18 protein-coding genes are annotated in these 22,894 nt (G+C 57.2%); 6 read left to right on the plus strand and 12 right to left on the minus strand.

What is annotated here, in order from left to right; genetic code table 11:
• Positions 1 to 41: 41 nt before the first annotated feature.
• Complete coding sequence (locus ACIF4X_RS21815; RefSeq protein WP_397483689.1) at positions 42 to 1,229, plus strand: pyridoxal phosphate-dependent aminotransferase; 1,188 nt, start codon at positions 42 to 44, stop codon at positions 1,227 to 1,229.
• A 143-nt stretch (positions 1,230 to 1,372) separates the two neighbouring features.
• Here the strand turns inward: ACIF4X_RS21815 and ACIF4X_RS21820 are convergent, their stop codons facing one another.
• The 5 genes from ACIF4X_RS21820 to ACIF4X_RS21840 all read right to left on the minus strand — a co-directional run bounded on the left by ACIF4X_RS21820 (position 1,373) and on the right by ACIF4X_RS21840 (position 6,743).
• Entirely contained in the window at positions 1,373 to 2,350 is a 978-nt protein-coding gene (locus ACIF4X_RS21820; protein WP_397483690.1) for a 2-hydroxyacid dehydrogenase, read from the minus strand.
• A gap of 13 nt (positions 2,351 to 2,363) precedes the next feature.
• Complete coding sequence (locus tag ACIF4X_RS21825) at positions 2,364 to 3,662, minus strand: MFS transporter (protein WP_397483691.1); 1,299 nt, start codon at positions 3,660 to 3,662, stop codon at positions 2,364 to 2,366.
• 59 nt (positions 3,663 to 3,721) lie between these two features.
• A complete protein-coding gene (locus tag ACIF4X_RS21830) occupies positions 3,722 to 4,765 on the minus strand; it encodes a sugar kinase (RefSeq protein ID WP_397483692.1) in 1,044 nt (347 codons plus the stop codon).
• A complete protein-coding gene (locus tag ACIF4X_RS21835) occupies positions 4,758 to 5,540 on the minus strand; it encodes a sugar phosphate isomerase/epimerase family protein (protein WP_397483693.1) in 783 nt (260 codons plus the stop codon). The genes ACIF4X_RS21830 and ACIF4X_RS21835 overlap by 8 nt, the downstream gene beginning before the upstream one ends.
• Positions 5,541 to 5,714: 174 nt before the next feature.
• On the minus strand, positions 5,715 to 6,743 hold the full coding sequence (locus tag ACIF4X_RS21840) for a LacI family DNA-binding transcriptional regulator (protein WP_397483694.1): 1,029 nt from the start codon (positions 6,741 to 6,743) through the stop codon (positions 5,715 to 5,717).
• Positions 6,744 to 6,966: 223 nt separating this feature from the next.
• Here ACIF4X_RS21840 and ACIF4X_RS21845 point away from each other — a divergent pair, with 223 nt between their 5' ends.
• From ACIF4X_RS21845 to ACIF4X_RS21855, 3 genes are all read left to right on the plus strand, one after another.
• Positions 6,967 to 7,797 (plus strand): hypothetical protein, encoded by an 831-nt coding sequence (locus tag ACIF4X_RS21845; RefSeq protein ID WP_397483695.1) that lies wholly within the window; start codon positions 6,967 to 6,969, stop codon positions 7,795 to 7,797.
• Between the two features lie 126 nt (positions 7,798 to 7,923).
• Entirely contained in the window at positions 7,924 to 9,912 is a 1,989-nt protein-coding gene (locus tag ACIF4X_RS21850; protein WP_397483696.1) for a hypothetical protein, read from the plus strand.
• A 220-nt stretch (positions 9,913 to 10,132) separates the two neighbouring features.
• Complete coding sequence (locus ACIF4X_RS21855) at positions 10,133 to 12,487, plus strand: autotransporter outer membrane beta-barrel domain-containing protein (RefSeq protein ID WP_397483697.1); 2,355 nt, start codon at positions 10,133 to 10,135, stop codon at positions 12,485 to 12,487.
• A gap of 59 nt (positions 12,488 to 12,546) precedes the next feature.
• Here the strand turns inward: ACIF4X_RS21855 and ACIF4X_RS21860 are convergent, their stop codons facing one another.
• The 4 genes from ACIF4X_RS21860 to ACIF4X_RS21875 all read right to left on the minus strand — a co-directional run bounded on the left by ACIF4X_RS21860 (position 12,547) and on the right by ACIF4X_RS21875 (position 18,362).
• On the minus strand, positions 12,547 to 13,017 hold the full coding sequence (locus tag ACIF4X_RS21860) for a hypothetical protein (RefSeq protein WP_397483698.1): 471 nt from the start codon (positions 13,015 to 13,017) through the stop codon (positions 12,547 to 12,549).
• Between the two features lie 312 nt (positions 13,018 to 13,329).
• Positions 13,330 to 13,971, minus strand: coding sequence for a DUF1345 domain-containing protein (locus tag ACIF4X_RS21865; RefSeq protein ID WP_397483699.1), 642 nt, complete (start codon positions 13,969 to 13,971; stop codon positions 13,330 to 13,332).
• 119 nt (positions 13,972 to 14,090) lie between these two features.
• Entirely contained in the window at positions 14,091 to 17,189 is a 3,099-nt protein-coding gene (locus tag ACIF4X_RS21870; protein WP_397483700.1) for a multidrug efflux RND transporter permease subunit, read from the minus strand.
• 15 nt (positions 17,190 to 17,204) lie between these two features.
• Complete coding sequence (locus ACIF4X_RS21875) at positions 17,205 to 18,362, minus strand: efflux RND transporter periplasmic adaptor subunit (RefSeq protein WP_397483701.1); 1,158 nt, start codon at positions 18,360 to 18,362, stop codon at positions 17,205 to 17,207.
• Positions 18,363 to 18,638: 276 nt separating this feature from the next.
• On the opposite strand from ACIF4X_RS21875, the gene ACIF4X_RS21880 reads away from it, so the two are divergent.
• Positions 18,639 to 19,340: a response regulator transcription factor gene (locus ACIF4X_RS21880; RefSeq protein WP_007912171.1), complete on the plus strand. Its 702-nt coding sequence runs from the start codon at positions 18,639 to 18,641 to the stop codon at positions 19,338 to 19,340.
• Positions 19,341 to 19,344: 4 nt separating this feature from the next.
• Complete coding sequence (locus tag ACIF4X_RS21885; RefSeq protein WP_397483702.1) at positions 19,345 to 20,646, plus strand: ATP-binding protein; 1,302 nt, start codon at positions 19,345 to 19,347, stop codon at positions 20,644 to 20,646.
• Between the two features lie 252 nt (positions 20,647 to 20,898).
• Here ACIF4X_RS21885 and ACIF4X_RS21890 read toward each other — a convergent pair whose 3' ends face one another.
• The 3 genes from ACIF4X_RS21890 to ACIF4X_RS21900 form a co-directional block, all read right to left on the minus strand.
• On the minus strand, positions 20,899 to 21,660 hold the full coding sequence (locus ACIF4X_RS21890) for an anti-sigma factor family protein (protein WP_397483703.1): 762 nt from the start codon (positions 21,658 to 21,660) through the stop codon (positions 20,899 to 20,901).
• On the minus strand, positions 21,657 to 22,142 hold the full coding sequence (locus tag ACIF4X_RS21895; RefSeq protein WP_397483720.1) for a sigma-70 family RNA polymerase sigma factor: 486 nt from the start codon (positions 22,140 to 22,142) through the stop codon (positions 21,657 to 21,659). The genes ACIF4X_RS21890 and ACIF4X_RS21895 overlap by 4 nt, the downstream gene beginning before the upstream one ends.
• Before the next feature lie 63 nt (positions 22,143 to 22,205).
• Positions 22,206 to 22,739, minus strand: coding sequence for a tetratricopeptide repeat protein (locus tag ACIF4X_RS21900; RefSeq protein WP_397483704.1), 534 nt, complete (start codon positions 22,737 to 22,739; stop codon positions 22,206 to 22,208).
• Positions 22,740 to 22,894 lie beyond the last annotated feature (155 nt).

The following is a 22,894-nucleotide window of genomic DNA, read 5'->3' on the forward strand; positions in this document are numbered from 1 at the left end:
GATACGGTGAAGGCTGGAGACCGCGCAATCAGGAGACGTACATGCGCTATTCAGCCTTGACCCAACGAATCGCCGGGGAGGGAGCCGCCGCCTGGCAGATTCACGACCGAGCGCTGGAGTTGCGCGCCGAGGGTGTCGATATCCTGCTGCTGAGCATCGGCGATCCGGATTTCGACACGCCTCTGCCCATTGTCCACGGTGCAATCGACAGCTTGCTGGCCGGCGACACCCACTATTCCGAAGTACGTGGCCGTTTGGCGCTGCGCACGCTGATCGCCGAACGCCATCGTCGGCGCAGCGGGCAAGCGGTCGAAGCCGACCACGTAATCGTCATGCCCGGCGCGCAATGCGCGGTGTATTCGGTGGCGCAATGTCTGCTTGATCCAGGCGATGAAGTGATTGTCGCCGAACCGATGTATGTCACCTACGAAGGCGTGTTTGGCGCTTGCGGCGCGACGGTGGTGCCGGTGCCGGTGCGCCCGGAAAACGGCTTTCGTGTCGACCCGATCGATGTCGCTGCGCGCATTACCCCGAAAACCCGCGCGATGCTGCTCAACAGTCCGAACAACCCCAGCGGCGCCAGCCTGTCACTGCTGATTTGGCAGGAACTGGCGGCGCTGTGCGTACGGCATGACTTGTGGCTGATCAGCGACGAGGTCTACAGCGATTTGCTGTACGAGGGGCAGCACGTCAGTCCGGCGAGTCTGCCGGGCATGGCTGAGCGCACGGCGACGATCAACAGCCTGTCGAAATCCCACGCCATGACCGGGTGGCGCATCGGCTGGATGATCGGGCCGACATCGCTCGCCGAGCATTTGGTCAATTTGTCATTGAGCATGCTCTTCGGCCTGCCAGATTTTGTGCAGAAGGCCGCAGAGATCGCATTGCAGTCAGACCTGCCGGAAGTGACGCAAATGCGCGAGGAATATCGCCTGCGCCGGGATCTGGTCTGCGAGCGTTTGAGCGGTTGCCCGGGGCTGTATCCGATCCGTCCGGATGGCGGCATGTTCGTGATGGTCGATGTGCGCCAGACCGGGTTGGGCGCCCAGGCGTTCGCCGAGCAATTGCTGGAAGGTTATGGCGTGTCGGTGCTGGCCGGCGAAGCGTTCGGGCCGAGTGCGGCGGGGCATATCAGGATTGGGCTGGTGCTGGATCGGGTGAAACTGGCGGATGCCTGTGCGCGGATTGCGCTTTGTGCGGCGCAGCTTTTACAGGCGCGCAGTGCCTGATGGTTTTGCATTGCCTGTTCCGGCCCCATCGCTGGCAAGCCCGCTCCCACAGGGATTTGAGGTGGACATGATATTTGTGTCCGCCGGAGAAACCTGCGGGAGCTGGCTTGCCAGCGATGAGGCCAGATCAGGCAATGAGGATCTCAGCCCTGCCAGGCCGACGGATTCACCAGATTAGCCGGTTTCTCCCCCGCCAGCGCCGCCAACAGATTCTCCACCGCACAGCGCGCCATCGCTTCGCGCGTCTCATGCGTCGCCGAGCCCATGTGCGGCGTCGCCACCACATTATTCAGCTGCAACAGCGGCGAATCATGATTCAACGGCTCACGCTCAAACACATCCAGCCCCGCCGCCCGAATCCGCTGATGACGCAGCGCATCGATCATCGCCGCCTCATCGACCACTTTGCCCCGTGAGATATTGATGAAAATGCTTTGCGGGCGCATCAGCGCGAACTGCTCGGCGCCGATCAACCCTTCGGTCTGCGCCGTCAGTGGCAAGGTCAGGCAAATGAAATCGGCCTGCTGGAGCAGATCTTCCAGGCTTCGGTATTGCGCATCGAATCGCGCCTCCACCGCCGGTTTGCGCGACTGGCTGTGATAGATCACCGGCATGCCAAACCCGAAATGCCCACGCTGCGCCAATGCTTCGCCGATGCGGCCCATGCCGATAATCCCCAGCGTCTTGCCATGCACATCAGTGCCGAAATGCGCCGGGCCGATATTGCGGTTCCATTGGCCGCTACGCACCATGTTCGCCAGTTCCACCACACGCCGGGCGGCGGCGAGGATCAGCGCGAAACCGGTGTCGGCAGTGGTTTCGGTGAGCACGTCCGGGGTGTTGCTCAGCAGGATCTGGCGTCGGTTCAGGTAATCGATGTCGTAGTTATCGACGCCGACCGATACGCTGGCGATGGCTTCGAGTTGCGGCGCGAGATCAAGCAACGCCGCGTCGAGTTTCAGGCTGGCGCCAAGCAAGCCTTGGGCGCGGGGCAGGGCATCGCGCAGTTGCATGAGGCCGTCGGCGTCGAGGCTGTTGATCAGCGTCACTTCGCACTGTTCCTGCAGACGCGCCATCAGCGCGGGCGAAAGTTTCTTGTACAACACGACCTGTTTTTTCATGGCAGAAGTCTCTTCAGGAATGCGCTGGCACGGCACGCGTGGCAACGGCTTTGGCGACGACGCGATCACTGGCGCCGGGCTTGAGAATAATCGTCAACACCACCGACAGCAGCAACGCGCCGCTCATCAGCAAATACGAAGCGCCGGGCGAACCGGTGGAGCTGTTCAGGTAACCGACCAGGTACGATCCGCCGAACGAGCCGAGCGCGCCCATGCTGTTGATCAGCGCCATCGCGCCACCGGCAACGTTGGCGGGCAGAATCTCCGGGACGATGGCAAAGAACGGCCCGTAAGGTGCGTACATGCAGGCGCCGGCAATCACCAGCAGCGTGTACGACCACCAGAAATGCTCAGCGCCCAGTGCGTAAGAACCGTAAAACGCGATGGACGCGATCAGCAGCGGCGGCCAGACGAAGCGTTTGCGCTTCTGCAACTTGTCCGAACCCCACGACACCACAAGCATGCCAATCACCGCCGCCAGATACGGCAGCGCCGACAACCAGCCAGCTTCGATCATGTCCATTTGCGCGCCGGCCTTGAGGATCGATGGCAGCCACAGCACAAAGCCGTAAACGCCGATGCTCCAGCAGAAAAACTGCAGCGCCAGAATGATCACCTTCGGCGAGCGGAAGGCCTCGGCGTAATTCTTCACCGCTTTGATGCCGACCTGTTCGGCGGCCAGTGCGCTTTCCAGATCGTGCTTTTCCTGCTCGTTGAGCCACTTGGCCTGCGCTGGACGATCATCGGCCAGACGCCACCAGATAAATGCCCACAGCACTGCCGGCAGACCTTCGATGATGAACATCCAGCGCCAGCTGAAATGCTGCACCAGATAACCCGAAACCACCGACATCCACAGCATCGTCACCGGGTTGCCAAGAATCAGAAACGTGTTGGCCCGCGAGCGTTCGGCACGGGTGAACCAATGGCACAGATACACCAGCATCGCCGGCATCACGGCGGCTTCAACCACGCCGAGCATGAAGCGGATAACAATCAGCCAATAGGCATTGGAGACCACGCCGGTCAACGTGGCGAGGCCGCCCCAGAGAATGAGGCTGACGAAAATCAGCTTCTTCACGCTGTGTTTTTGCGCGTAGATCGCACCGGGCACCTGGAAGAAGAAGTAACCGAGGAAGAACAGCGCGCCGAGCAGCGATGACAGGCCCGGGGTGATCATCAGGTCGGCGGCCATGCCGGATGCAGCAGCGAAGCCGTAATTGGCGCGATCGAGATACGCCAGGCTGTAGGTGATGAACACAATCGGCATGATGTACCACCAGCGGCGGGTGGCGAGGGTAGCGGTTTTCATGGGTCTTGCTCCTGAGCTTGTTGTTTTTGTCGCAGCAGGTTCAATGAATCGGTTGCCTGTCAGGGCCTCATCGCTGGCAAGCCAGCTCCCACAGGGATCTCGGGTATGTCAAAGATTGCATTGCCACCACCAACCCTTGTGGGAGCTGGCTTGCCAGCGATGGCGGCCTCAAATTCGCTGAAGAGTTCGGCCCGGGTCGGCAAACCCTCCATATCCCCGCGACTCTGCACCGCCCGACTGCCGATCCAGTTCGCGCGCTGCACCGCCTCGGCAAAACTCTGCTGCTCCAGCAAGGCGCTGATCATCCCCACCGCAAAGCCGTCACCGGCGCCGACCGTATCGACGACATTGGTCACCGGCACACCAGCGACAAATCCCGACGCCAGATGCGTTCGGTAATAAGCACCTTCGGGCCCGAGTTTGATCGCCACGGCTTCTGCACCTTGATCGAGATAAAACGCAGCAATGTCCGCAGGGTCTTCAAAACCAGTGAGCAAACGACCTTCGCTCAACCCCGGCAGCACCCAATGAGCGAGGGCGGCGAGGCGGTTGATCTCGCGGATCATTTCGCCCTCGCTGGCCCACAGGCTCGGGCGCAGATTGGGATCGAACGACACGCTGCGCCCGGCATTGCGCATACGCGTCATCAGCTCGAAAGACATCTCCCGCGCCGAGGCCGAAAGGGCCGGAGGAATGCCGGTGGCGTGCAGATGCCGAGCACTCAACAAACTGGCCGTGATCGACTGCGGCGATAAATGACTGGCCGCCGAACCGCGCCGGAAATACTCGACTTGCGGGTCGCTGCCATCGTCGTTGCGGGATTTGAACTGGAAACCGGTCGGGTGTTGTTGATCGACATCGACGTGGCTGCAGTCCAGGCCTTCTTTAATCAACGTCTCGACCACAAAACGCCCGAGCGAATCGTTGCCGACCCGGCTCAGCCACGCGACGTTGAAACCCAGGCGCGACAGCCCGATTGCCACGTTGCTGTCGGCCCCGGCAATGCGTTTGTGAAAGTGTTCGACCGTCGCCAGATCACCGGTCTGCTCGGCGACCAGCATCGCCATGGTTTCGCCGAACGAAAGAATATCGATCTCAGACATGGGCAGGCTCCAGACGGGATTGGCCGAGGCGGGCGAGGGCGGCGACGTGCTCGGTGGTCAGTTGCACCAGATCATCGCCCTGCAACGGGTATTCGGCGGCGCGCATAACGCCTTGGGCCATGTGCCGCAGCAGTTGTTCCCAAATATGCAAGTCGCTGAGGGCCGGCGGTACCGCGACCAGTTTGCCGTCGGCGCGACGGGCCACGGCTTTGCAATGCACATAGCCGACATGCCGGCCGAGCAGGCGGGCGGCGCTGGTGGCAGATTGGTCCTGCCACTGCCAGTTGCCGATGTCGAAAGTCATTTTGATCGGCAGGTTGTGCTGCTCGACGGCAGCGAAGAAACGCTGAAATGGCTCGATGCGCCCGCCATGTAAAGTCTGGTCGTTTTCCACCAGCAACTGCACAGGGCTGTGTTTCAAGCGCTCGGCCAGGGCTTGCAGATCATTGGTGTCAGTGAAGTAGCCGAGCGAAACCTTCAACCATTTCGAACCGAACGCTTCGGCCTGTTGCAGCGCGGTGATCAATTCGGGATTCGGTTGTGCCTGACCGGCCAGCCACAGTTCGGTGGGTGAGGAATAGATGCTGAGCAGGCCCTGCGCCTGGCTGGCTTGTGCCAGTTGCGCAGGGTCTTCGCGCGTCAGCAGCTCTTCGCGCCATTCGATGCGATTTGCACCGGCGGCAGCCAGAACATCGATGAAAGCATCCTGCCCGCGCTGACGCACAAGCTCAGCGCCGTAGCTGGACAAACTGATGGAAACGGCGGGTTTATTCATTGTTATTGACCTCTGAAACCGGTTTCATTTTTGTTCAAAAAAATATCAGGTGTTTCTGTGGTGTTCTTTAGGGCCTCATCGCTGGCAAGCCAGCTCCCACAGTGTTCGGGTCGTACACTAAGTTTGGTACACCTCTAAACTTGTGGGAGCTGGCGTGCCAGCGATAGCGTCAGATCAGACACCGCCAACCTCACGGGTCGACCCACGCTCCACCAGCACCGGCGCAAAATCCACCACCCGCGCCACCTCGTCACCCCCACGCAAGCGCTTGAGCAGACACTCAAACGCCCGCGCGCCAATCTCTGCTGTCGGCTGAGCCAGCGCGGTAATCCCGCTGCCCACCAACGGATACCAATCCAGATCATCCAGGGCAATCAGCCCGACATCCTCGAACAACCGGCGACCCATCTGGCGCAACGCAGTCGTCGCGGCGAGCGCCGCCACGCCATTGGCGCAAAACAGCGCTTTCGGGCCGTTACCGGGGGTGTTTAAAAAAGTTTGAAGTTGCGCGTTCAGATCGTCGCCGGTTTCCAGCACCGCACCCGCCAGGACCGAGCGCTGAGCAACTTGCGCCTGAAAACTGCTGACCCGCTCGATCCGCGAACTGGTGCCGTCATACGGTTCAGTCACCAGCACCAGATCCCGATAACCGCGCTGCTCCAGATGCGTGATCGCCATCTCCACTGCTTGCGGGTTGTTCAGCCCGACCATGTCGCTGGCGAGACCGTCGACCTTGCGATCCACCAGCACCAGCGGCATCTCGCGAAGGAGTTCGTGCAACTCGTCACGGTGATGGCCCAGGGTGTTCACGATCAACCCTTCGATGTTGTACGAACGCAACAGGGCCAGGTGCTGGCGTTCCTGCTCGTCATCGCGGTCGGTGTTGCACACCACCAGGCTGTAGCCGTGCGCACGGCAAGCGGTTTCCACCCCATGCATCACGGCAATTGAATAAGGGTTACGGATGTCGGCCACGAGCATGCCGATCAAACGCGTTCGCCCGCGTTTCAGGCCACGGGCCATCTGGTTGGGGCGGTAGCCGAGTTCCGCGATGGCCTGCTCGATGCGCAGGGCAATGGTATCGGAGAGCAGGGCACGGTCATCGCCGATGAAGCGCGAGACGCTGGCCTTGGACACGCCGGCGCGTTCGGCGACGTCGAGCATGGTCACGCGGCTGCGCTGGGCGGCGGAGAAGTCGTTCATGGGTGAACCTTGTTGTTATTGGGGTAGCGCTGAAACCGGTTTCAGTGAACGACAGTGATGTGATTTCGTCAAGCGCATGATCAACAGCAATTCTGAGTTGATCCGACGAACGGTGCAAATACCTGTCAGATATGACAGTAGGCAAATATCGCGCGGAGCCTTCTAATCCTTACACACCGATATTCAATATTTAGAAAACTATCTGGCTTGCAAGGACTTCGCTATGTCGACGCAGCGCAAGAATGATAACGCCGGCATATTACTGGCTGATCCTCCGACCGTAGATGGCGTCCCGGACAGTGATCCTGATGGACGATTACCAGCAGAAGTATTGCTCAACGGAGGTGTGGCAAGAGTGCCTCGATGGCCTATCTATGCCGATGCTCCCGGAAAGACCGATTTGCTGGAAGTGTTCTGGAGACCAGACGGTGGCGTCGCAGTCCGGATTTATAACGACCCCAAAGTAGGACCAATTACCGAAACCGAGTTTATGATCCCGCTCGATAAGGGACTGTTTCAGAATGATGGCATTGCCTTCCTTTATTATCGGGTGTCGCCTCAGCCATTTGGTAATCCACTAACCTCCGAAGAAAAGAGGTTAACGATTGATCACAGCGTTATTCCACTGCCGATTCTGTTGAGTCCGAGCTTTCCGGATGTGGATTTTTACGGTTATTTGAACTGCGATACCGAAAATCCGATATGGGAAGGTGTGTATGTAACAGTGCTTTTCCAGAACTTTAGAGAAAATGATGTATGTGAACTTTCATGGCGTGGTTTTTCCAAGCTTACTAATAGTGAGGAATTCTATGTGGAGGGTTCGGCGGGAGAGTTGAGTCATACTATGAGTCTTGCTGAGGCAGGAAACAGAGACGGGTTTAAATTACCACCTATTCCGTTTTTCCCGTATTTGGAGCAGCTGATTGATAAGTGCTCTATCACCGCGCAATATAAAGTCAAAAGGGATGGGCGTTATATTGGTCAATCCAGGGATGAGCTGGCAAAAATCGACCGTATTATATCGGGTGAAGATATTCCCTGTGGGCCGGCTTGAAGCTAAATATTAATTCGCTCTGAAATTGAATATTGGTTGTATCAATATTCGTGCGAGGTTGTGGTGTTGCGTAAACGTCGAATTCTCATCCGTGAGAATTTGGGTAATGGACGAGGAGGAAATCAAATGAATGCTAAGCAAGAACTTTCCGAAGTTGATCGGTTGGCAGTCGAGAGCAGAATAAATTTGCCTTTGGCCGGCCCGCCGCCTGTGGTGGACGACATCATTAGTCCCACGGACCGACGTGTATATGCCAACAAACTCTTGGTGGGTGCAAAACTCCCGGTAAAGTTGCCAAGATGGCCTATCGATATGCCTAACGACAAAGTGGTGACGCGCATTCGCCAAGCAGGCACTACGGCATGGACAATCGTGAACTCTTTCGACGCTGGACCTGTTGCTGGACGACCTTCAGAGTATGAAGTATCTATTGACTCGGATCTGTTGTTGGAGGTCAATCCGCCAGTAACACCGACCACGTGGGAACTTCAATACCGTGTAGAACCGCAACCGGTCGGCAATCCATATTCCTCAGATATTACAACAATCATCATTGACAGGCGTGCGCCTTATCAAGCCGTGCCTGGTGGGGCGAAGGCTCGCCCGCCAATTGCCACGCTGCCTGCTCTATCGCCTGGCAACCTGATCGACGAAGAGTTTATTACGCGAAACTCACCAAACGCTGTCATTAATTTTACCCATAGCTATCAAAATCCTTTGCCGGGTGACACCCTGCGTTTCTGGATCAGCAAGTCCTATTCTGCGAGTAATACGGAGGTGCCGATTTATGAGGGAGCTGCGGCTGCACTTATTAATATCAGTATCAACAAGTTCAGGTCGCTAGATCCTCTGGCTGTCTATGCGTATTACACGATTATTGATGAAGTGGGGAATGTCAGTAATCTATCGTTCGCTGTCGGAGTGAAAGTCCGTTTTGCGCCATTGCCAGTGCTTGAAACTCCTATTGTCGATCTGGCGGAGACTGATAAGTTAATTGATCTTAAAGATTCAGCCAGTACAACAGTAAAGTTGAGGAGAGTAGACAATATACTGGATGATGATGAAGTCAGAGTGGAGTGGGGCGGCCAAAACCTTGGCGAGTTTGCATTCGGGACTAACGACCCATTATCGGTGCCAGTACCCTTTACTGATATTTTCAATGAGTACTACGATGGTGATCCGGATATCACAACGGACAAACCGGTAACTATTGTTGCAACTCTTTTGCGCGGCACTGACGTCATCAGTGATTCCGAGCTTGAAATTGATGTGAATATCTACTATCCAGGCCCCATTAACCCCACCGACCCTGTTCCTCCCAATGATCTATTGGAAGAACCACACATCACTAGCACTGCAGTACCAGACATCTTGGAACCTGCTGACTATAACAAAGATCACACGGTGACTATCCAACTCTGGACGGACGTTGACAAACCGGTGAAAACTGGACAACAGATTTACGGCGAGTATGAGGGGGTGCGTTTCGGACCTGAATTCCTGACGGATGGGGATACCAGTGTAACAATGACCCTGCCGTGGCCTGTTATTAATGCTGGCGGGCTGGGGGTCAACAAGAAGCTTCAATATTTTGTATCCGATATCGGTGGGATCAATGAAAATCCATCTCCGATTACCGACGTCACAAATAACGCGATTGTGGTTGAGCTGGATCCACCAGTCGTAGCGCGAGAGTCTGGCACGACTATTTACTGTGAGGATCTCACAGAAACCGGTTTCGGAATGAAAGTTGGTATTCCCGGCAATGCCACTCATCTGCAGGATGGTAGAGATGTGATTCTCTACGCCCAAGGGTATCGCGATGCCGCAATGACTGAAGAATCCCCTAATACAGCATTTGAGTCTGCGCCACACACGATAGGTGGAGGGGAAGGTGCTACCGGATTCGATATGATCATTACGCCATATGACCCAAATATCAGAAATATTCCGGTGCCACCTCCTGATCCGATTCCCGTTCCACCCGGCGACTACCATGGGTATTGGAAGATCTGGTACACGGTGGAGATCAACGCGACGGAATATCCGTCGTTGGAGTTCGATAGCCCGATATACCTGGTCAATCCGAGAGGTGAGTACTGCGAGGATCAGTAAAGCGTTTTAGTCGTTTCCCGCCACGACAGCAGGTTGAACGTCGTGGCGGGAATCGTTGCGTTGTAATCTATCCGACAACTCGACGAGGATAAAATCCTCGCCACTTCAGATTTTTCCTACATCGAATATGCGTGTGTGGCGATAATCTTGCGGCCACTTCGGTTGGGCATTTTTAATAACGAGTTGTCGAGCCGATTTCTTTATAATTCGGTGAAATCCTATGTCGATAGTAAGCAAGAAAAGAATTATCAAAAAGTGGTCGCCAGGTTTGATGCTGTTAGTTTTCTGTTCTTCTGCTGCGCAAGCACGAGTACTTAATCCTGGTGAAAGTGAAACCCTTACGCCTGCCTCCCCGATCGAAAGCTGGAATTTAGGGGCGGGTTCTACCTTGACTGTCAACGGCGCAGAGACTCTCGATATTTCAACTTCCGGCGGGACGTTGAATGTCAACTCCGGCCTGACTCGAGAAGTGGAGGCTACAGAGGGAACTCAAGTCAATCTTAATGGCGCGACGCTTTCTGGTACAAACGGCTCCATTACACTGTCGCTGGTTAATAGTTCAGCAAATATCGACAGTTCCACGATTTCGGGTTTGGCCATCGGTCTGCAGGCTGCTCGGGAGCAAGGCACCCAAACTGGCTCGGTTGTTCACTTGCAGAACAGCACTGTTCAGGGAACCGCGGGCGGGGCGTTTTTGACCTCTTATAGTGTCCTTGACATGAATAACAGCACTGTAGAGGGGACCGGGAGCGATAGCTATGGTTTGTCACTGTCGGGTGGTTCCGCTAATTTGAGTGCCAACTCTAAGGTAATCGGTGATCTTAACGGTGTGATTTATGGGCTGGATGGTTCGGATGAACAACTCAGCCAGCTGGTATTGGACAAGTCCAGCATTGAAGGAAAAACCGGCGCGGCGATTGTCGCTGATCTGGGTCTCAATCCATTGGGCCCTTTGGTCATACAAGTGTTGAATGGTTCTACTCTTTCAGGGGGGAACGGTTCGATTCTGGAAGTCGCCGGAGGTACGTCTGTTGATTTTAATGTCGCGAATAGCCAGCTGAACGGCAATGTCACTGTGGAGCCAGGCAGTGCAGTGAGTGTTTCGTTGGATCAAAGTGCTTCTTTAACCGGTGATCTGTTGAATGCCTCTGCATTAAAACTCAGCAACAACAGTGCGTTTAACGGGCTATTCAAAGGAAATACAGTGGATGGCTCAAGCGTGAGAGTCGAAAGCGGTTCCACGTTTACCGGGAATGTCGAGAATATAACGAGCTTTACCATTAATGATTCTACCTGGGTTCTGGCCGGTAACAATCAGGTCGGCAACCTGGATATGGCAGATGGCACGCTGGACTTCGCTCCAGGGCAGACTTTCTACAAGCTGGATGTCGAAAATTTGTCTGGCAATGGCGTGCTAAAAATGGCCACGGATTTTGGCAGTCAACAAACGGATTTCCTCAATGTCACCAACCGCGCAGACGGCAACTATCTGCTGTCAGTGACAGCGACAGGCAGCAAACCCACGAGTGACGAGCCGATTCAGTTGGTCAAGGTGGCCAGTGGTGATGCGAAGTTTGCGTTGATCAACCGCTCGGTAGACGCAGGCGCTTTCACCTACAAGTTGTTCGAGGAAGGCGACGGCTGGTTTCTTCGACCTGATACGCAAATCAGCACCAGTTCGCGCTCTGTGTTGGCTATTGCCAATACGGCACCTACGGTGATTGATGCGGAGCGCACACTGCTCAATACGCGAATGGGCGATCGTCGGTTGACGGGCGGGGGCGGCGGCGTCTGGACGCGCACCTATGGCAATCGTTACAGCGTGCAGAACGGATACGGTGATGGTTATAGCCAAACTCAACAGGGGCTGGTTATTGGAGCCGATACCCGTCTGGCGGAGAGCGACTGGTTAGTGGGGGCGATGGTTGGCTATAGCAAAACCGATCTCGATTTGAAACATGGCAGTACGGGCACGGTCGACAGCTATTCGGTAGGTGGCTACCTGACAAAGTTTGATGCCCAGTCCGGTTTCTATGTCGATGCAGTCGCGAAGATCAACAGCTTCGACAACAGGTTGAATGTCAGCATGAGCGATGGCGAACGCAGCAAAGGTGACTACAATACGTATGGTTTAAGTGGGTCGCTGGAAGTGGGTAAGCAATATGATTTGACCTCTAATCTGTTTCTGGCCCCGTTTGTTCAAGTTAATGCCGCGGTGATCTCCGGTAAGCATTACTCGCTGGACAATGGACTCGTGGTCGACAGTCAACTTACACGCTCACTGGTTACCAAGGGGGGGATGTATGTGGGTAGCCAGATCGATTTGGGCAATGGCCAGAAAATTCAGCCAAGAGTTCGTGTAGCGATGGGTCATGAGTTTATTAAGTCTAATGAGGTCAATGTCAACGAGAGCCGCTTCAATAACGACACGTCGACAACCAGTATGGAGCTCGCTGGTGGTGTCAATTGGGCTTTGCCGAACGGAGTACAGATTTTTGCCGAAGCGGGGTCGAGTCAAAGCAAGACGGTCAGTCAGGATTATAATGTGAGCGCTGGCTTCAGCATTGCGTTCTAAATGCATATCTTGTAAAAAAGGAGGCGAAAGCCTCCTTTTTATCGTCTTGCAAATGTCATTTAAATACGTTTTACCCAATCCTCTGCGATCAAGTCGAAAGCGATAGTTAGTTCATGAGTCTTTGGTGTTTCCAAGCCGTCACTGACAGTTGCGCTGATATTGCCACTCACCGAACCAGCCGCCGAGTCAAAATCTATTGCCGTTGTCGCAGCGCTTGTAGAGTACTCAGAAGGTGGATCTTCTGCGGTATTGCTGTAGAGAATTCGCAGATCTTCATTTGCAAGGACCGGGTTGTTATTTTCCGGAGTCTTCAGAAAAATAACCCTGATGCTCTGGATCTGGTTGGTTGTCGAGTCACGATAACGTGCCTCAATCGTCCAGCGAGGAGGTTCCCCCTCCTGTGGATAGATAACCTTTTTAAACGTCGCCTGAAAATCAATAGGCTCTGACTTGTCGATAGACGCGCTGAAGCTATTATCGAGAGCAGAGTACTTCGTGATAGGTGTAGGCAGTTTCCGTGCTGTACTCATGAGTTTATCTCCATCATTGAAGTCGCAAGAGGATCCAGTGGATCAGCATTCAAATCGAGCCACGGGAACTGCATCAGAGCGCGATTAGGTGAGTCTGTAAACTGTCAGACTTCACAGTTTACAGAATGCATTTTTTATGATTTGTCAGGAACGTTGATGGATTGCAGTATGACGATGCATCAACGCATACACAGATTCCTTGATGTCTGTTATTTCCCTGAATACCCGATTACGCAACAGCGATAGTGAATAACGCGTGAGTAAAGACAACCAATCGAATATGTTCTTGCAGTTTCGGAGATTCGCTGAGTTTCAGCCAAACAACCCTGCCGCAATATTGATCGAAAACCCCAGAATCGCGGTGTTGAAAACAAATCCGATCAACGACTGCGCTAGCACGATTTTCCGTATATCCCGCGTCGCCACGCCCACATCCGCTGTTTGCACCGCCACGCCGATGGTGAACGAGAAGTACAGAAAGTCCCAGTAGTTAGGCGTCGTCAGCCCCTCGGCAAAACGCAATGCCGGTTCCTTGCCATCCCAGGTGTAATACAACCTCGCGTAGTGCACGCAGAAAATTACCCCGATCAGCAGCCACGAACCAATTACCGTCAGCGCGGTGAAACCGTAGTGAAGGAGCTTGCGCGTGGTTTCCAGATCTTTGCTGCCGGCCAGTTCGAAAGTAATGGTCGCCAGACTCGCCAGTGCAGCGATGCACACCACGAACAGCACCAGCCCGGCATTTTCGTCTTCGACTTCAGCGATGCGTTTGACGTCCGGAGCCTTGGCGCGCGCGGTCAGCCAGAACATCAGGATCAGATAGGTCCAGACACCGGCGTTCCAGCCAATGAGGATTTTGCTGACGATGGAATCGGCGGGGACCAACAGACCGGTAGCGAGGCCCAGGAGAGCGGCGGCGGACAGGCGAGGGTGGGTACGGGCGAGGAAGCGCATGGGGACTCGATGGGCCAGGGTGGTTCAAACACCTTAGCCCAGCGATGGAGGATATGACCACTGGCTCGAGTTTATGAAGATCCCTGTGGGAGCGAGCTAGCTCGCTCCCACAATTAAGATCAGTGGGGCTTGCTGAATCGTTGTACGAGCTTCATCACGACGACGAAAAAGACAGGGACGAAGATGACTGCCAGCGTCGCAGTGATCATCCCGCCAATCACGCCGGTGCCGATGGCTTGTTGGCTGGCCGAACTGGCGCCAGTGGCAATGGCCAACGGCACCACACCGAGAATGAATGCCAGCGAAGTCATCACGATTGGCCGCAGACGCAAACGCGCTGCCTGCAACGTTGCATCGATCAGGTCGTGACCTTCGTCATACAGGCTCTTGGCAAACTCGATGATCAGGATCGCGTTCTTCGCCGACAGACCGATGATGGTGATCAAACCGACTTTGAAGAACACATCGTTGGGCATGCCGCGCAAGGTCACCGCCAGCACCGCGCCAAGCACCCCCAGCGGCACCACCAGCAACACCGAGGTCGGAATCGACCAGCTCTCGTACAGCGCCGCCAGACACAGGAACACCACCAGCAACGACAGTCCCAGCAGGATCGGCGCCTGATTGCCGGACAGGCGTTCCTGCAACGACAGCCCGGTCCATTCCTGGCCAAGACCTTTCGGTCCCTGCGCCACCAGACGTTCAATCTCTGCCATGGCTTCACCGGTACTGTGCCCCGGTGACGGTTCGCCGGAAATCGCAATCGCCGGATAGCCGTTATAACGGGTCAATTGCGCCGGGCCCTGAATCCAGTTGGCCTGCACGAATGCCGACAGCGGCACCATGTGCCCGGTATTGTTGCGTACATGCATTTTCAGCAGGTCGGCCACCTGGCTGCGTTGATCGCCTTCGGCCTGCACGACAACGCGCTGCATGCGCCCCTGATTGGGAAAGTCGTTGATGTAGCTGGAACCCACAGCAGTGGACAGTACATTGCCGATGTCGGCAAACGATACGCCCAAGGCATTTGCCTGCTTGCGGTCAACGATCAATTGCACTTGCGGCGCTTCGGCCAGCGCGCTCTCACGCACGTTCATCAGTACCGGACTTTTTTCGGCAGCGGCGAGCAATTCGGTGCGCGCCTGCATCAAGGTCGCATGGCCGAGGCCGCCGCGATCCTGCAAACGGAACTCGAAACCGCTCGACGTACCGAGGCCGTCCACGGGCGGAGGCAGCACCGAGAACGCCACGGCGTCCTTGATCTGACTCAGCGCGATATTGGCGCGATCGGCAATCGAGCTGGCGGAATCATCACTGCCACGCTGCGACCAGTCCTTCAGCGTCGAAAACGCCAAGGCTGCGTTCTGGCCGCTGCCGGAGAAGCTGAAACCGAGAATCACCACACTGTCGCTGATCCCCGGCTCGCCGGCGTTGTGCGCTTCAAGCTGTTCAGCCACGGCCACCGTACGATTCTTGGTCGCGCCGGGCGGCAGTTGAATGTCGGTGATGGTGTAACCCTGATCTTCCACCGGCAGGAATGAGGAGGGCAGACGCGCGAAGCACAACCCCAACCCCACCAGAAGCACAACGTAGATCAGCAGGTAACGACCGCTGCGTTTCAGAGCATAGCCGACCCAGCCTTGATAACGATCGGTCAGGTGCTCGAAGCGACGATTGAACCAGCCGAAGAACCCGGATTTTTCGTGATGCTCGCCTTTGGCAATCGGCTTGAGCAATGTTGCGCACAATGCCGGCGTCAAGGTCAGCGCGAGGAACGCCGAGAACAGGATCGACGTGGCCATCGACAGCGAGAACTGCTGGTAAATCACCCCGACCGAGCCCTGCATGAACGCCATCGGAATGAACACCGCTACCAGCACCAGCGTGATGCCGATAATCGCGCCGGTAATCTGCGTCATCGCCTTGCGCGTGGCTTCCTTGGGCGACAGACCCTCGGTGGCCATGATCCGCTCAACGTTCTCCACCACGACGATGGCGTCGTCCACCAGAATGCCGATGGCCAGCACCATGCCGAACATGGTCAGCACGTTGATCGAGAAGCCCAGCGCCAACATGGTCGCAAACGTGCCCATCAGCGCCACCGGCACCACCAGCGTAGGGATCAGCGTGTAACGCACGTTCTGCAGAAACAGGAACATCACCGCGAACACCAGCAGCATCGCCTCGCCCAGGGTGTAAATCACTTTGGTGATCGAGACTTTGACGAACGGCGAAGTGTCGTACGGGATCTTGTATTCCACGCCCGCCGGGAAGTAGCGCGACAGCTCATCCATCTTCGCCCGCACCAGGGTCGCGGTGTTCAGCGCGTTGGCGCCGGGTGAAAGCTGCACGCCGACGGCGGTGGACGGCTTGCCATTGAGGCGCGTGCCGAACTGGTATTCCTGACTGCCGATTTCCACGCGTGCGACGTCACCGATGCGCACGGTCGAACCGTCGCGATTGGCCTTGAGCACGATGTCGGCGAATTCTTGCGGCGTCGACAACTGACCTTTCACCAGAATGGTCGCGGTGATTTCCTGGCTCGACGGATTGGGCAGATCGCCGATGCTGCCGGCGGACACTTGGGCGTTTTGCGCCACGATGGCTTCATTGATGTCGGCCGGTGTCAGGTTGAACGCGATCAGCTTCTGCGGATCGATCCAGATGCGCATGGCCCGTTCGGCGCCATACAACTGCGCCTTGCCGACACCGTCCAGACGCTTGATCTCGTTCATCACATTACGCGCCAGGTAATCACTGAGCGCCACGTCATCGAGCTTGCCATCGCTGGACGTCAGGGTGATCAGCAACAGGAAACCGGACGAAACCTTTTCGACCTGCAAACCTTGCTGATTCACTGCTTGCGGCAGGCGCGACTCGACCACTTTCAGACGGTTTTGCACGTCAACCTGCGCCAGCTCCGGGTTGGTGCCCGGTTGGAACGTGGCTTTGATCGTCGCGCTGCCGAGGCTGCTCTGCGATTCGAAGTACAGCAAATGATCGGCGCCGTTGAGCTCTTCCTCGATCAGGCTGACCACGCTTTCATCGACGGTCTGCGCCGAGGCGCCGGGATATACGGCGTAAATCTCGATTTGCGGCGGTGCGACGTCGGGGTATTGCGCCACCGGCAACTGCGGGATGGCCAGCGCACCGGCCAACAGGATGAACAACGCGACGACCCAGGCAAACACCGGGCGGTCGATAAAGAACTGCGGCATAGAAAAGCGTCCTGCTTACTGACCAGAGGTCTGGGCAAGTGGAAGAGGGGTGTCGTCGATCTGCACGGTTTCGCCGGGACGGGCGTGTTGCAGGCCTTCGATGACGATGCGGTCGCCGGGCTTGAGGCCGCCGGTGACGATCCAGCGATTGTTCTGTACCGCGCCCAGTTGCACCGGTTGTTCGGCGACGCGCATCTGCTCGTCGATGGTGAGTACCTGAGCGATGCCGGCGCTGTCACGTTGCACGGCGCGTTGTGGCACGGTAATGCCGTTCTGGATGGTGGCCTGCTCCAGACGCACGCGAATGAAACTGCCCGGCAGCAAGTCCAGATCCGGGTTGGGGAATTCGCTGCGCAGGATGATCTGGCCGGTGCCCGGGTCGACGGTGATGTCGCTGAACAGTAATTTGCCCGGCAGCGGATACAGGCTGCCATCATCCTGAATCAGCGTGGCTTTGACCTGATCCTGGCCGACTTCCTGCAACTGCCCGGAGCGGAACGCGCGGCGCAATTCGTTGAGTTCACGGGTCGACTGGGTGAGGTCGGCGTGAATCGGATTGAGCTGCTGAATCAGTGCCAGCGGCGTGGTTTCGTTCTGCCCGACCAGTGCGCCTTCGGTCACCAGTGCCCGGCCGACACGTCCAGAGATCGGCGCGGTGACGGTGGCATAACCCAGATTCAGTTTTGCCCGTTCGACGGCAGCCTTGTTGGCCGCAACGTCGGCGGCGGTTTGCCGGGCATTGGCGCGGGCGTTGTCGTAGTCCTGAGCGCTGATGGCCTTGTCGTCGATCAACTGGGCGTAGCGCTGCTCCTGCAGTTTCGCTTGAAAGGCATTCGCTTCGGCTTTGCGCAGCGCGGCTTCGGCGCTGTCGAGGTCTGCCTTGAACGGTGCCGGATCGATGCGGAACAGCACGTCACCCTTTTTCACGTCGCTGCCTTCGCGGAAGGTGCGCTGCAAGACCACACCGGCCACCCGTGCGCGTACTTCGGCAATCCGTGGCGCGGCGATGCGGCCGCTGAGTTCGCTGCTGATCGACAGGGGATGCGCTTCGATCGTCTCGATACGCACCGTGGCCGGTGGTGCCTGATCCTCGGTTTTCGAGGACGAATCACATGCGCCCAGTGTCAGCGCCATCGCGATCAGTCCGAGCCCGGCCAGCAGTTTGTTCGACATGTACAACCCCCAATATTGATGCCCGCATCCTACGGGCAGACGCCGAGATTAGCGGTGAAGCTTTGTAGGCGCTGTGTGAAATTGTGTAAGGGTTTTGCTCAGGGATGGGCGAGGGCGTATATCCTTCAGGTCTTGAATTCTTTTGTGACGGTTAAACCGCTTTCGCGAGCAAGCTCGCTCCCACATGGGTTTTGTGAACAGTGCAAAACCACTGTGGGAGCGAGCTTGCTCGCGAAAGCGGTCTGACATCCACCACAGCAATATCTGGATCACCCCATGCCCAACATCCTCCTGGTCGAAGACGACACCGCCCTCGCCGAACTGATTTCCAGCTACCTGGAGCGCAACGGTTATTCCGTCAGCGTGATCGGCCGTGGCGACCACGTACGTGAACGGGCGCGGGTCAATCCTCCGGACCTGGTGATCCTTGATCTGATGCTGCCGGGACTCGACGGCCTGCAAGTCTGCCGTTTGCTGCGTGCCGATTCGGCGACGCTGCCGATCCTGATGCTCACCGCCCGCGACGACAGCCACGATCAGGTGCTGGGTCTGGAAATGGGCGCCGACGATTACGTCACCAAACCGTGCGAGCCACGGGTCTTGCTGGCACGGGTACGCACACTGTTGCGCCGCAGCAGTCTCGGCGAACCGCTGACCGCCAATGACCGCATCCTCATGGGCAATCTGTGCATTGACCTGTCCGAGCGCACCGTGACCTGGCGCGATCAACCGGTCGAGTTGTCCAGCGGCGAATACAACTTGCTCGTGGTGCTGGCTCGCCATGCCGGCGAAGTGTTGAGCCGCGACCAGATTCTGCAGCGCCTGCGCGGTATCGAATTCAACGGCACCGACCGCTCGGTGGACGTGGCGATCTCCAAGCTGCGCCGCAAGTTCGACGACCACGCCGGCGAAGCGCGCAAGATCAAGACCGTGTGGGGCAAGGGCTATCTGTTCAGCCGTTCCGAGTGGGAATGCTGAGCTGATGTTTCGCATCCTGTTTCGCCTGTATCTGGTGACGATCGTCTCGTACAGCGCGGCGATCTATCTGGTGCCGGACCTGGTGGTCATGGCGTTCCGGGATCGCTTCGTCACCTACAACCTCGATTATTCGCGCGGCCTGCAATCGTTGATTACCCGCCAGTTTCACGCCGTGCCACATGAGCAGTGGCCGGCGCTGGCGGCGTCGATGGACAAGGATTTCCAGCCGCTGCACATCGTCCTGGCGCGGATTGACGACGCCGAGTTCACCGCGATCGAGCAGCAACGCCTGCGCCGTGGTGAAAACGTCGTACGCATTGGCGACTGGGGCTGGCGCACGCTGGCGGTGACGCCGCTGGACGACACCACCGCCGTGCAAATGGTCGTGCCGCCGGACCCGATGGACGTCAATCTGTTGTACTGGAGCATCAACGTGCTGATCGGCGCGAGCCTGCTCGCCTGTCTGCTGATGTGGTTGCGCCCGCACTGGCGTGATCTCGAACGCCTCAAAGGCACCGCCGAACGCTTCGGCAAGGGCCATTTGAGCGAGCGCACGGAAATCGCCCCGAGTTCCAACATCGGCAGCCTCGCCAATGTCTTCGACACCATGGCCGGTGATATCGAAAACCTGCTCAATCAGCAACGTGATCTGCTCAACGCCGTGTCCCATGAACTGCGTACACCGCTGACGCGTCTGGACTTCGGCCTCGCACTCGCCCTGTCCGATGACTTGCCGAGCGCCAGTCGCGAGCGCTTGCTGGGGCTGGTCGCGCACATTCGTGAGCTGGATGAGCTGGTGTTGGAGTTGCTCTCTTACAGTCGTTTGCAGAACCCGGCGCAACTGCCGGAGCAGGTCGAAGTGTCGCTGGATGAGTTCATCGACAGTATTCTGGGCAGTGTCGATGAAGAGCTTGAATCCCCAGAGATCGTTATCGACGTGTTACTGCACGGTCAGCTCGAACGCTTCTCGCTCGATCCACGCCTGACCGCGCGGGCGATCCAGAACCTGCTGCGCAACGCCATGCGCTATTGCGAGAAGCGCATTCAGATTGGCGTGCAGGTCAATGCCGAGGGCTGTGAGATCTGGGTCGATGATGACGGCATCGGTATTCCCGATGATGAGCGAGAGCGGATTTTCGAGCCGTTTTATCGACTCGATCGCAGCCGCGATAGGGCTACGGGTGGGTTTGGGCTTGGCCTGGCGATCAGCCGCCGCGCGCTGGAGGCGCAGGGCGGTACGTTGACTGTAGAGTCTTCGCCGCTGGGCGGGGCACGGTTCCGGTTGTGGTTGCCCACTACCGCATAAAATCGAACGCTGTATCTGTTATCGCGCAATATCCTTGTAGGAGCTGCGGCACGCTGCGATCTTTTGATTTTGATTTTCAAGATCAAAGTCAAAAGATCGCAGCGTGCCGCAGCTACAGGTTTGGATGTACATAGAATGTATGAACACCGGAAGTCGCTGTGAGAGCGAGCTTGCTCGCGAAAGCGCCGGATCAGTCGCCATCTTCAGCGCTGGTTGTCCGCGATTTAGAGACGGCGAAGGCCTGCAGCTTTCTTACGCTTTCAGCGGTTGTGAGCGCAGCAGTCCCGCATGTTGCTCAAGTTCTGTCGCCGAGTTACGTCCGATCAACATCCACGCATGTTCACGTTCAGTCCAATACACCACATTCATCTCATGCCGACGCTCGTGCGCCAGCGGCTGACTGCCGCTGTTCGAACGGGTCACGCACAGGGCCAATGGGCCATGCTTCGCATCCAGATAAACAATCTGTGCGATGGGCACGCCGTCGTACTCAAGCATTTGTGCCCGTTTGAATTCGGCGCCCGGCAGCTTCAACGTGGTGGGTGAAAGGTTCAGCCCAAGGCGTGCATCGACCGTACGCAGTTGCGCACGCTGGGTTACGTCGTCAGTCGGCAGATGATCGAGCGTCTGCGGCACATACAGCGCCATGTAATCGCCCACCAATGCGCGCCAATTGTTCGATTGCGCGGCATGCCAGCCGAGGAATAACCGATCAGCCAGCACACCACCGGCCAGCAGCGCGGCGGCGGCGCCACCGATGAACCAGCGACGGTTGAAGCCCGGACGCTGTGGCGACGGAATGGCATCCAGCCGCGCCTGCAAACGATCCAGCGGTGCCTGTTGCGCCAGTTCGTCATAGGCGTTCTTGTACGGCAGGTTACTGCGGCTGAGCCATTGCACGCGCAGACTGAGCAGCGGGTCTTCGGCAATGGCGTGGTCGAGTTGATTGCGATATTCGCCGTCGAGTTCGCCATCGAGGTAGGCGACCAGTTGTTCATCCGAAGGTGTGTTCATGAACGGTCTCCTTCGGTGGATTTCGGCACCGCTTGCAGCGGCGGGTACTCGGCGAGTTTCAGCCGGGCGGTGGCCAGGCGACTCATCACCGTGCCGATCGGCACTTGCAGGACCTCGGCGACTTCGCGGTAGGACAAGCCTTCGACGTAGGCCAGATATACCGTTTCGCGCTGGGTTTCCGGCAGCGCGTCGACGCGGCGAATCACTTGCGCCGCCATCACATGAGTCTGTGCGGCGTACTCGCCGTCGAACGCCAGTTGGCCGTCGGCATCGACCTGTCCCGCACCCTGACGCACGCGCCTGGCGCGCACTTCATTGAGCCAGATCGAATGCAGAATGCTCAGCAACCAGCGATCCATACGCGTGCCGGCGCTGTACTGAGTGGCGCGCTCCAGCGCCCGTACACACGTGGCCTGCACCAGATCCTCGGCCAGATGCCGATTGCGCGACAGCAACAAACCGTAGCGCCACAGTCGCGCCAGATGCTGTCCGAGTTCTGCTCTGAATGCCTGATCGTTGAAGATGATGGCGGCCCTTGTAAGTGCTCAGGTTTTCGATGAATCGTTGATGGCTTCGGCCAGGTCCTGGTATTCCTCGCAGGACGTGCCGCAAATCGATTGGATCTGCTGCAGTTGTTCCTGCGCCAGGTCGACGCGGCCCTTGATCACATAGGCCTCGCCGAGGTATTCACGTACTTGCGCGTATTGCGGATCGAGTTTCACCGATTGCAGGTAATAGCCGATGCCTTCGTCAGTGCGCCCCAGTTTGCGCGTGGCGTAACCGCGATAGTTGAGTGCCTTGGCGGTGTTTGGTTGCTTGAGCGTATCGAGCAGTGTCAGTGCTTCTTCGTAACGACCGTCCTTCGCGAGGCGATAGGCGTAATCGGTACGATCAGCGTCCGGCAACAGGCTGCTGGTTTGCAGCACGCACTTCTGCGTTTTACTGTCCCAAACCTGGCCTTTCGGGCACTCGGGCTTCTGCACCGGTGCGTCTTCATCACCATTGGCCCAGGCCAACTGGCTGGACATCGCGACCGCCAGTAACAACGGGGCGGCGAACATAACGGAACGGATAGTCATGGGCAAGGCTCCACAGAGGGTTATGTTTCAATTTGAACACCACAGCGTGAATTTTTATTCATTGCTTTATCAGTGACTGTTCAAGTTCAGCGTAAATTCAAGCGCTATGCTCGGGAGCGTCTGCCGTCGATCCGATGTTTTGTCGTAAGGAGAGT

Origin of the sequence: Pseudomonas sp. NPDC085632 (genome assembly GCF_044541255.1) — a bacterium.
GTDB lineage: Bacteria > Pseudomonadota > Gammaproteobacteria > Pseudomonadales > Pseudomonadaceae > Aquipseudomonas.

What these genes read in the sequence shown, in the direction of transcription:
- ACIF4X_RS21885 (WP_397483702.1), top strand. Translation starts at nt 19,345, where the DNA reads ATGTTTCGCATCCTGTTTCGCCTGTATCTGGTGACGATCGTCTCGTAC.
- ACIF4X_RS21870 (WP_397483700.1), bottom strand. Translation starts at nt 17,189, where the DNA reads ATGCCGCAGTTCTTTATCGACCGCCCGGTGTTTGCCTGGGTCGTCGCG.
- ACIF4X_RS21840 (WP_397483694.1), bottom strand. Translation starts at nt 6,743, where the DNA reads ATGAACGACTTCTCCGCCGCCCAGCGCAGCCGCGTGACCATGCTCGAC.
- ACIF4X_RS21820 (WP_397483690.1), bottom strand. Translation starts at nt 2,350, where the DNA reads ATGAAAAAACAGGTCGTGTTGTACAAGAAACTTTCGCCCGCGCTGATG.
- ACIF4X_RS21865 (WP_397483699.1), bottom strand. Translation starts at nt 13,971, where the DNA reads ATGCGCTTCCTCGCCCGTACCCACCCTCGCCTGTCCGCCGCCGCTCTC.
- ACIF4X_RS21875 (WP_397483701.1), bottom strand. Translation starts at nt 18,362, where the DNA reads ATGTCGAACAAACTGCTGGCCGGGCTCGGACTGATCGCGATGGCGCTG.
- ACIF4X_RS21850 (WP_397483696.1), top strand. Translation starts at nt 7,924, where the DNA reads ATGAATGCTAAGCAAGAACTTTCCGAAGTTGATCGGTTGGCAGTCGAG.
- ACIF4X_RS21890 (WP_397483703.1), bottom strand. Translation starts at nt 21,660, where the DNA reads ATGAACACACCTTCGGATGAACAACTGGTCGCCTACCTCGATGGCGAA.
- ACIF4X_RS21830 (WP_397483692.1), bottom strand. Translation starts at nt 4,765, where the DNA reads ATGTCTGAGATCGATATTCTTTCGTTCGGCGAAACCATGGCGATGCTG.
- ACIF4X_RS21860 (WP_397483698.1), bottom strand. Translation starts at nt 13,017, where the DNA reads ATGAGTACAGCACGGAAACTGCCTACACCTATCACGAAGTACTCTGCT.
- ACIF4X_RS21855 (WP_397483697.1), top strand. Translation starts at nt 10,133, where the DNA reads ATGTCGATAGTAAGCAAGAAAAGAATTATCAAAAAGTGGTCGCCAGGT.
- ACIF4X_RS21825 (WP_397483691.1), bottom strand. Translation starts at nt 3,662, where the DNA reads ATGAAAACCGCTACCCTCGCCACCCGCCGCTGGTGGTACATCATGCCG.
- ACIF4X_RS21880 (WP_007912171.1), top strand. Translation starts at nt 18,639, where the DNA reads ATGCCCAACATCCTCCTGGTCGAAGACGACACCGCCCTCGCCGAACTG.
- ACIF4X_RS21815 (WP_397483689.1), top strand. Translation starts at nt 42, where the DNA reads ATGCGCTATTCAGCCTTGACCCAACGAATCGCCGGGGAGGGAGCCGCC.
- ACIF4X_RS21835 (WP_397483693.1), bottom strand. Translation starts at nt 5,540, where the DNA reads ATGAATAAACCCGCCGTTTCCATCAGTTTGTCCAGCTACGGCGCTGAG.
- ACIF4X_RS21900 (WP_397483704.1), bottom strand. Translation starts at nt 22,739, where the DNA reads ATGACTATCCGTTCCGTTATGTTCGCCGCCCCGTTGTTACTGGCGGTC.
- ACIF4X_RS21845 (WP_397483695.1), top strand. Translation starts at nt 6,967, where the DNA reads ATGTCGACGCAGCGCAAGAATGATAACGCCGGCATATTACTGGCTGAT.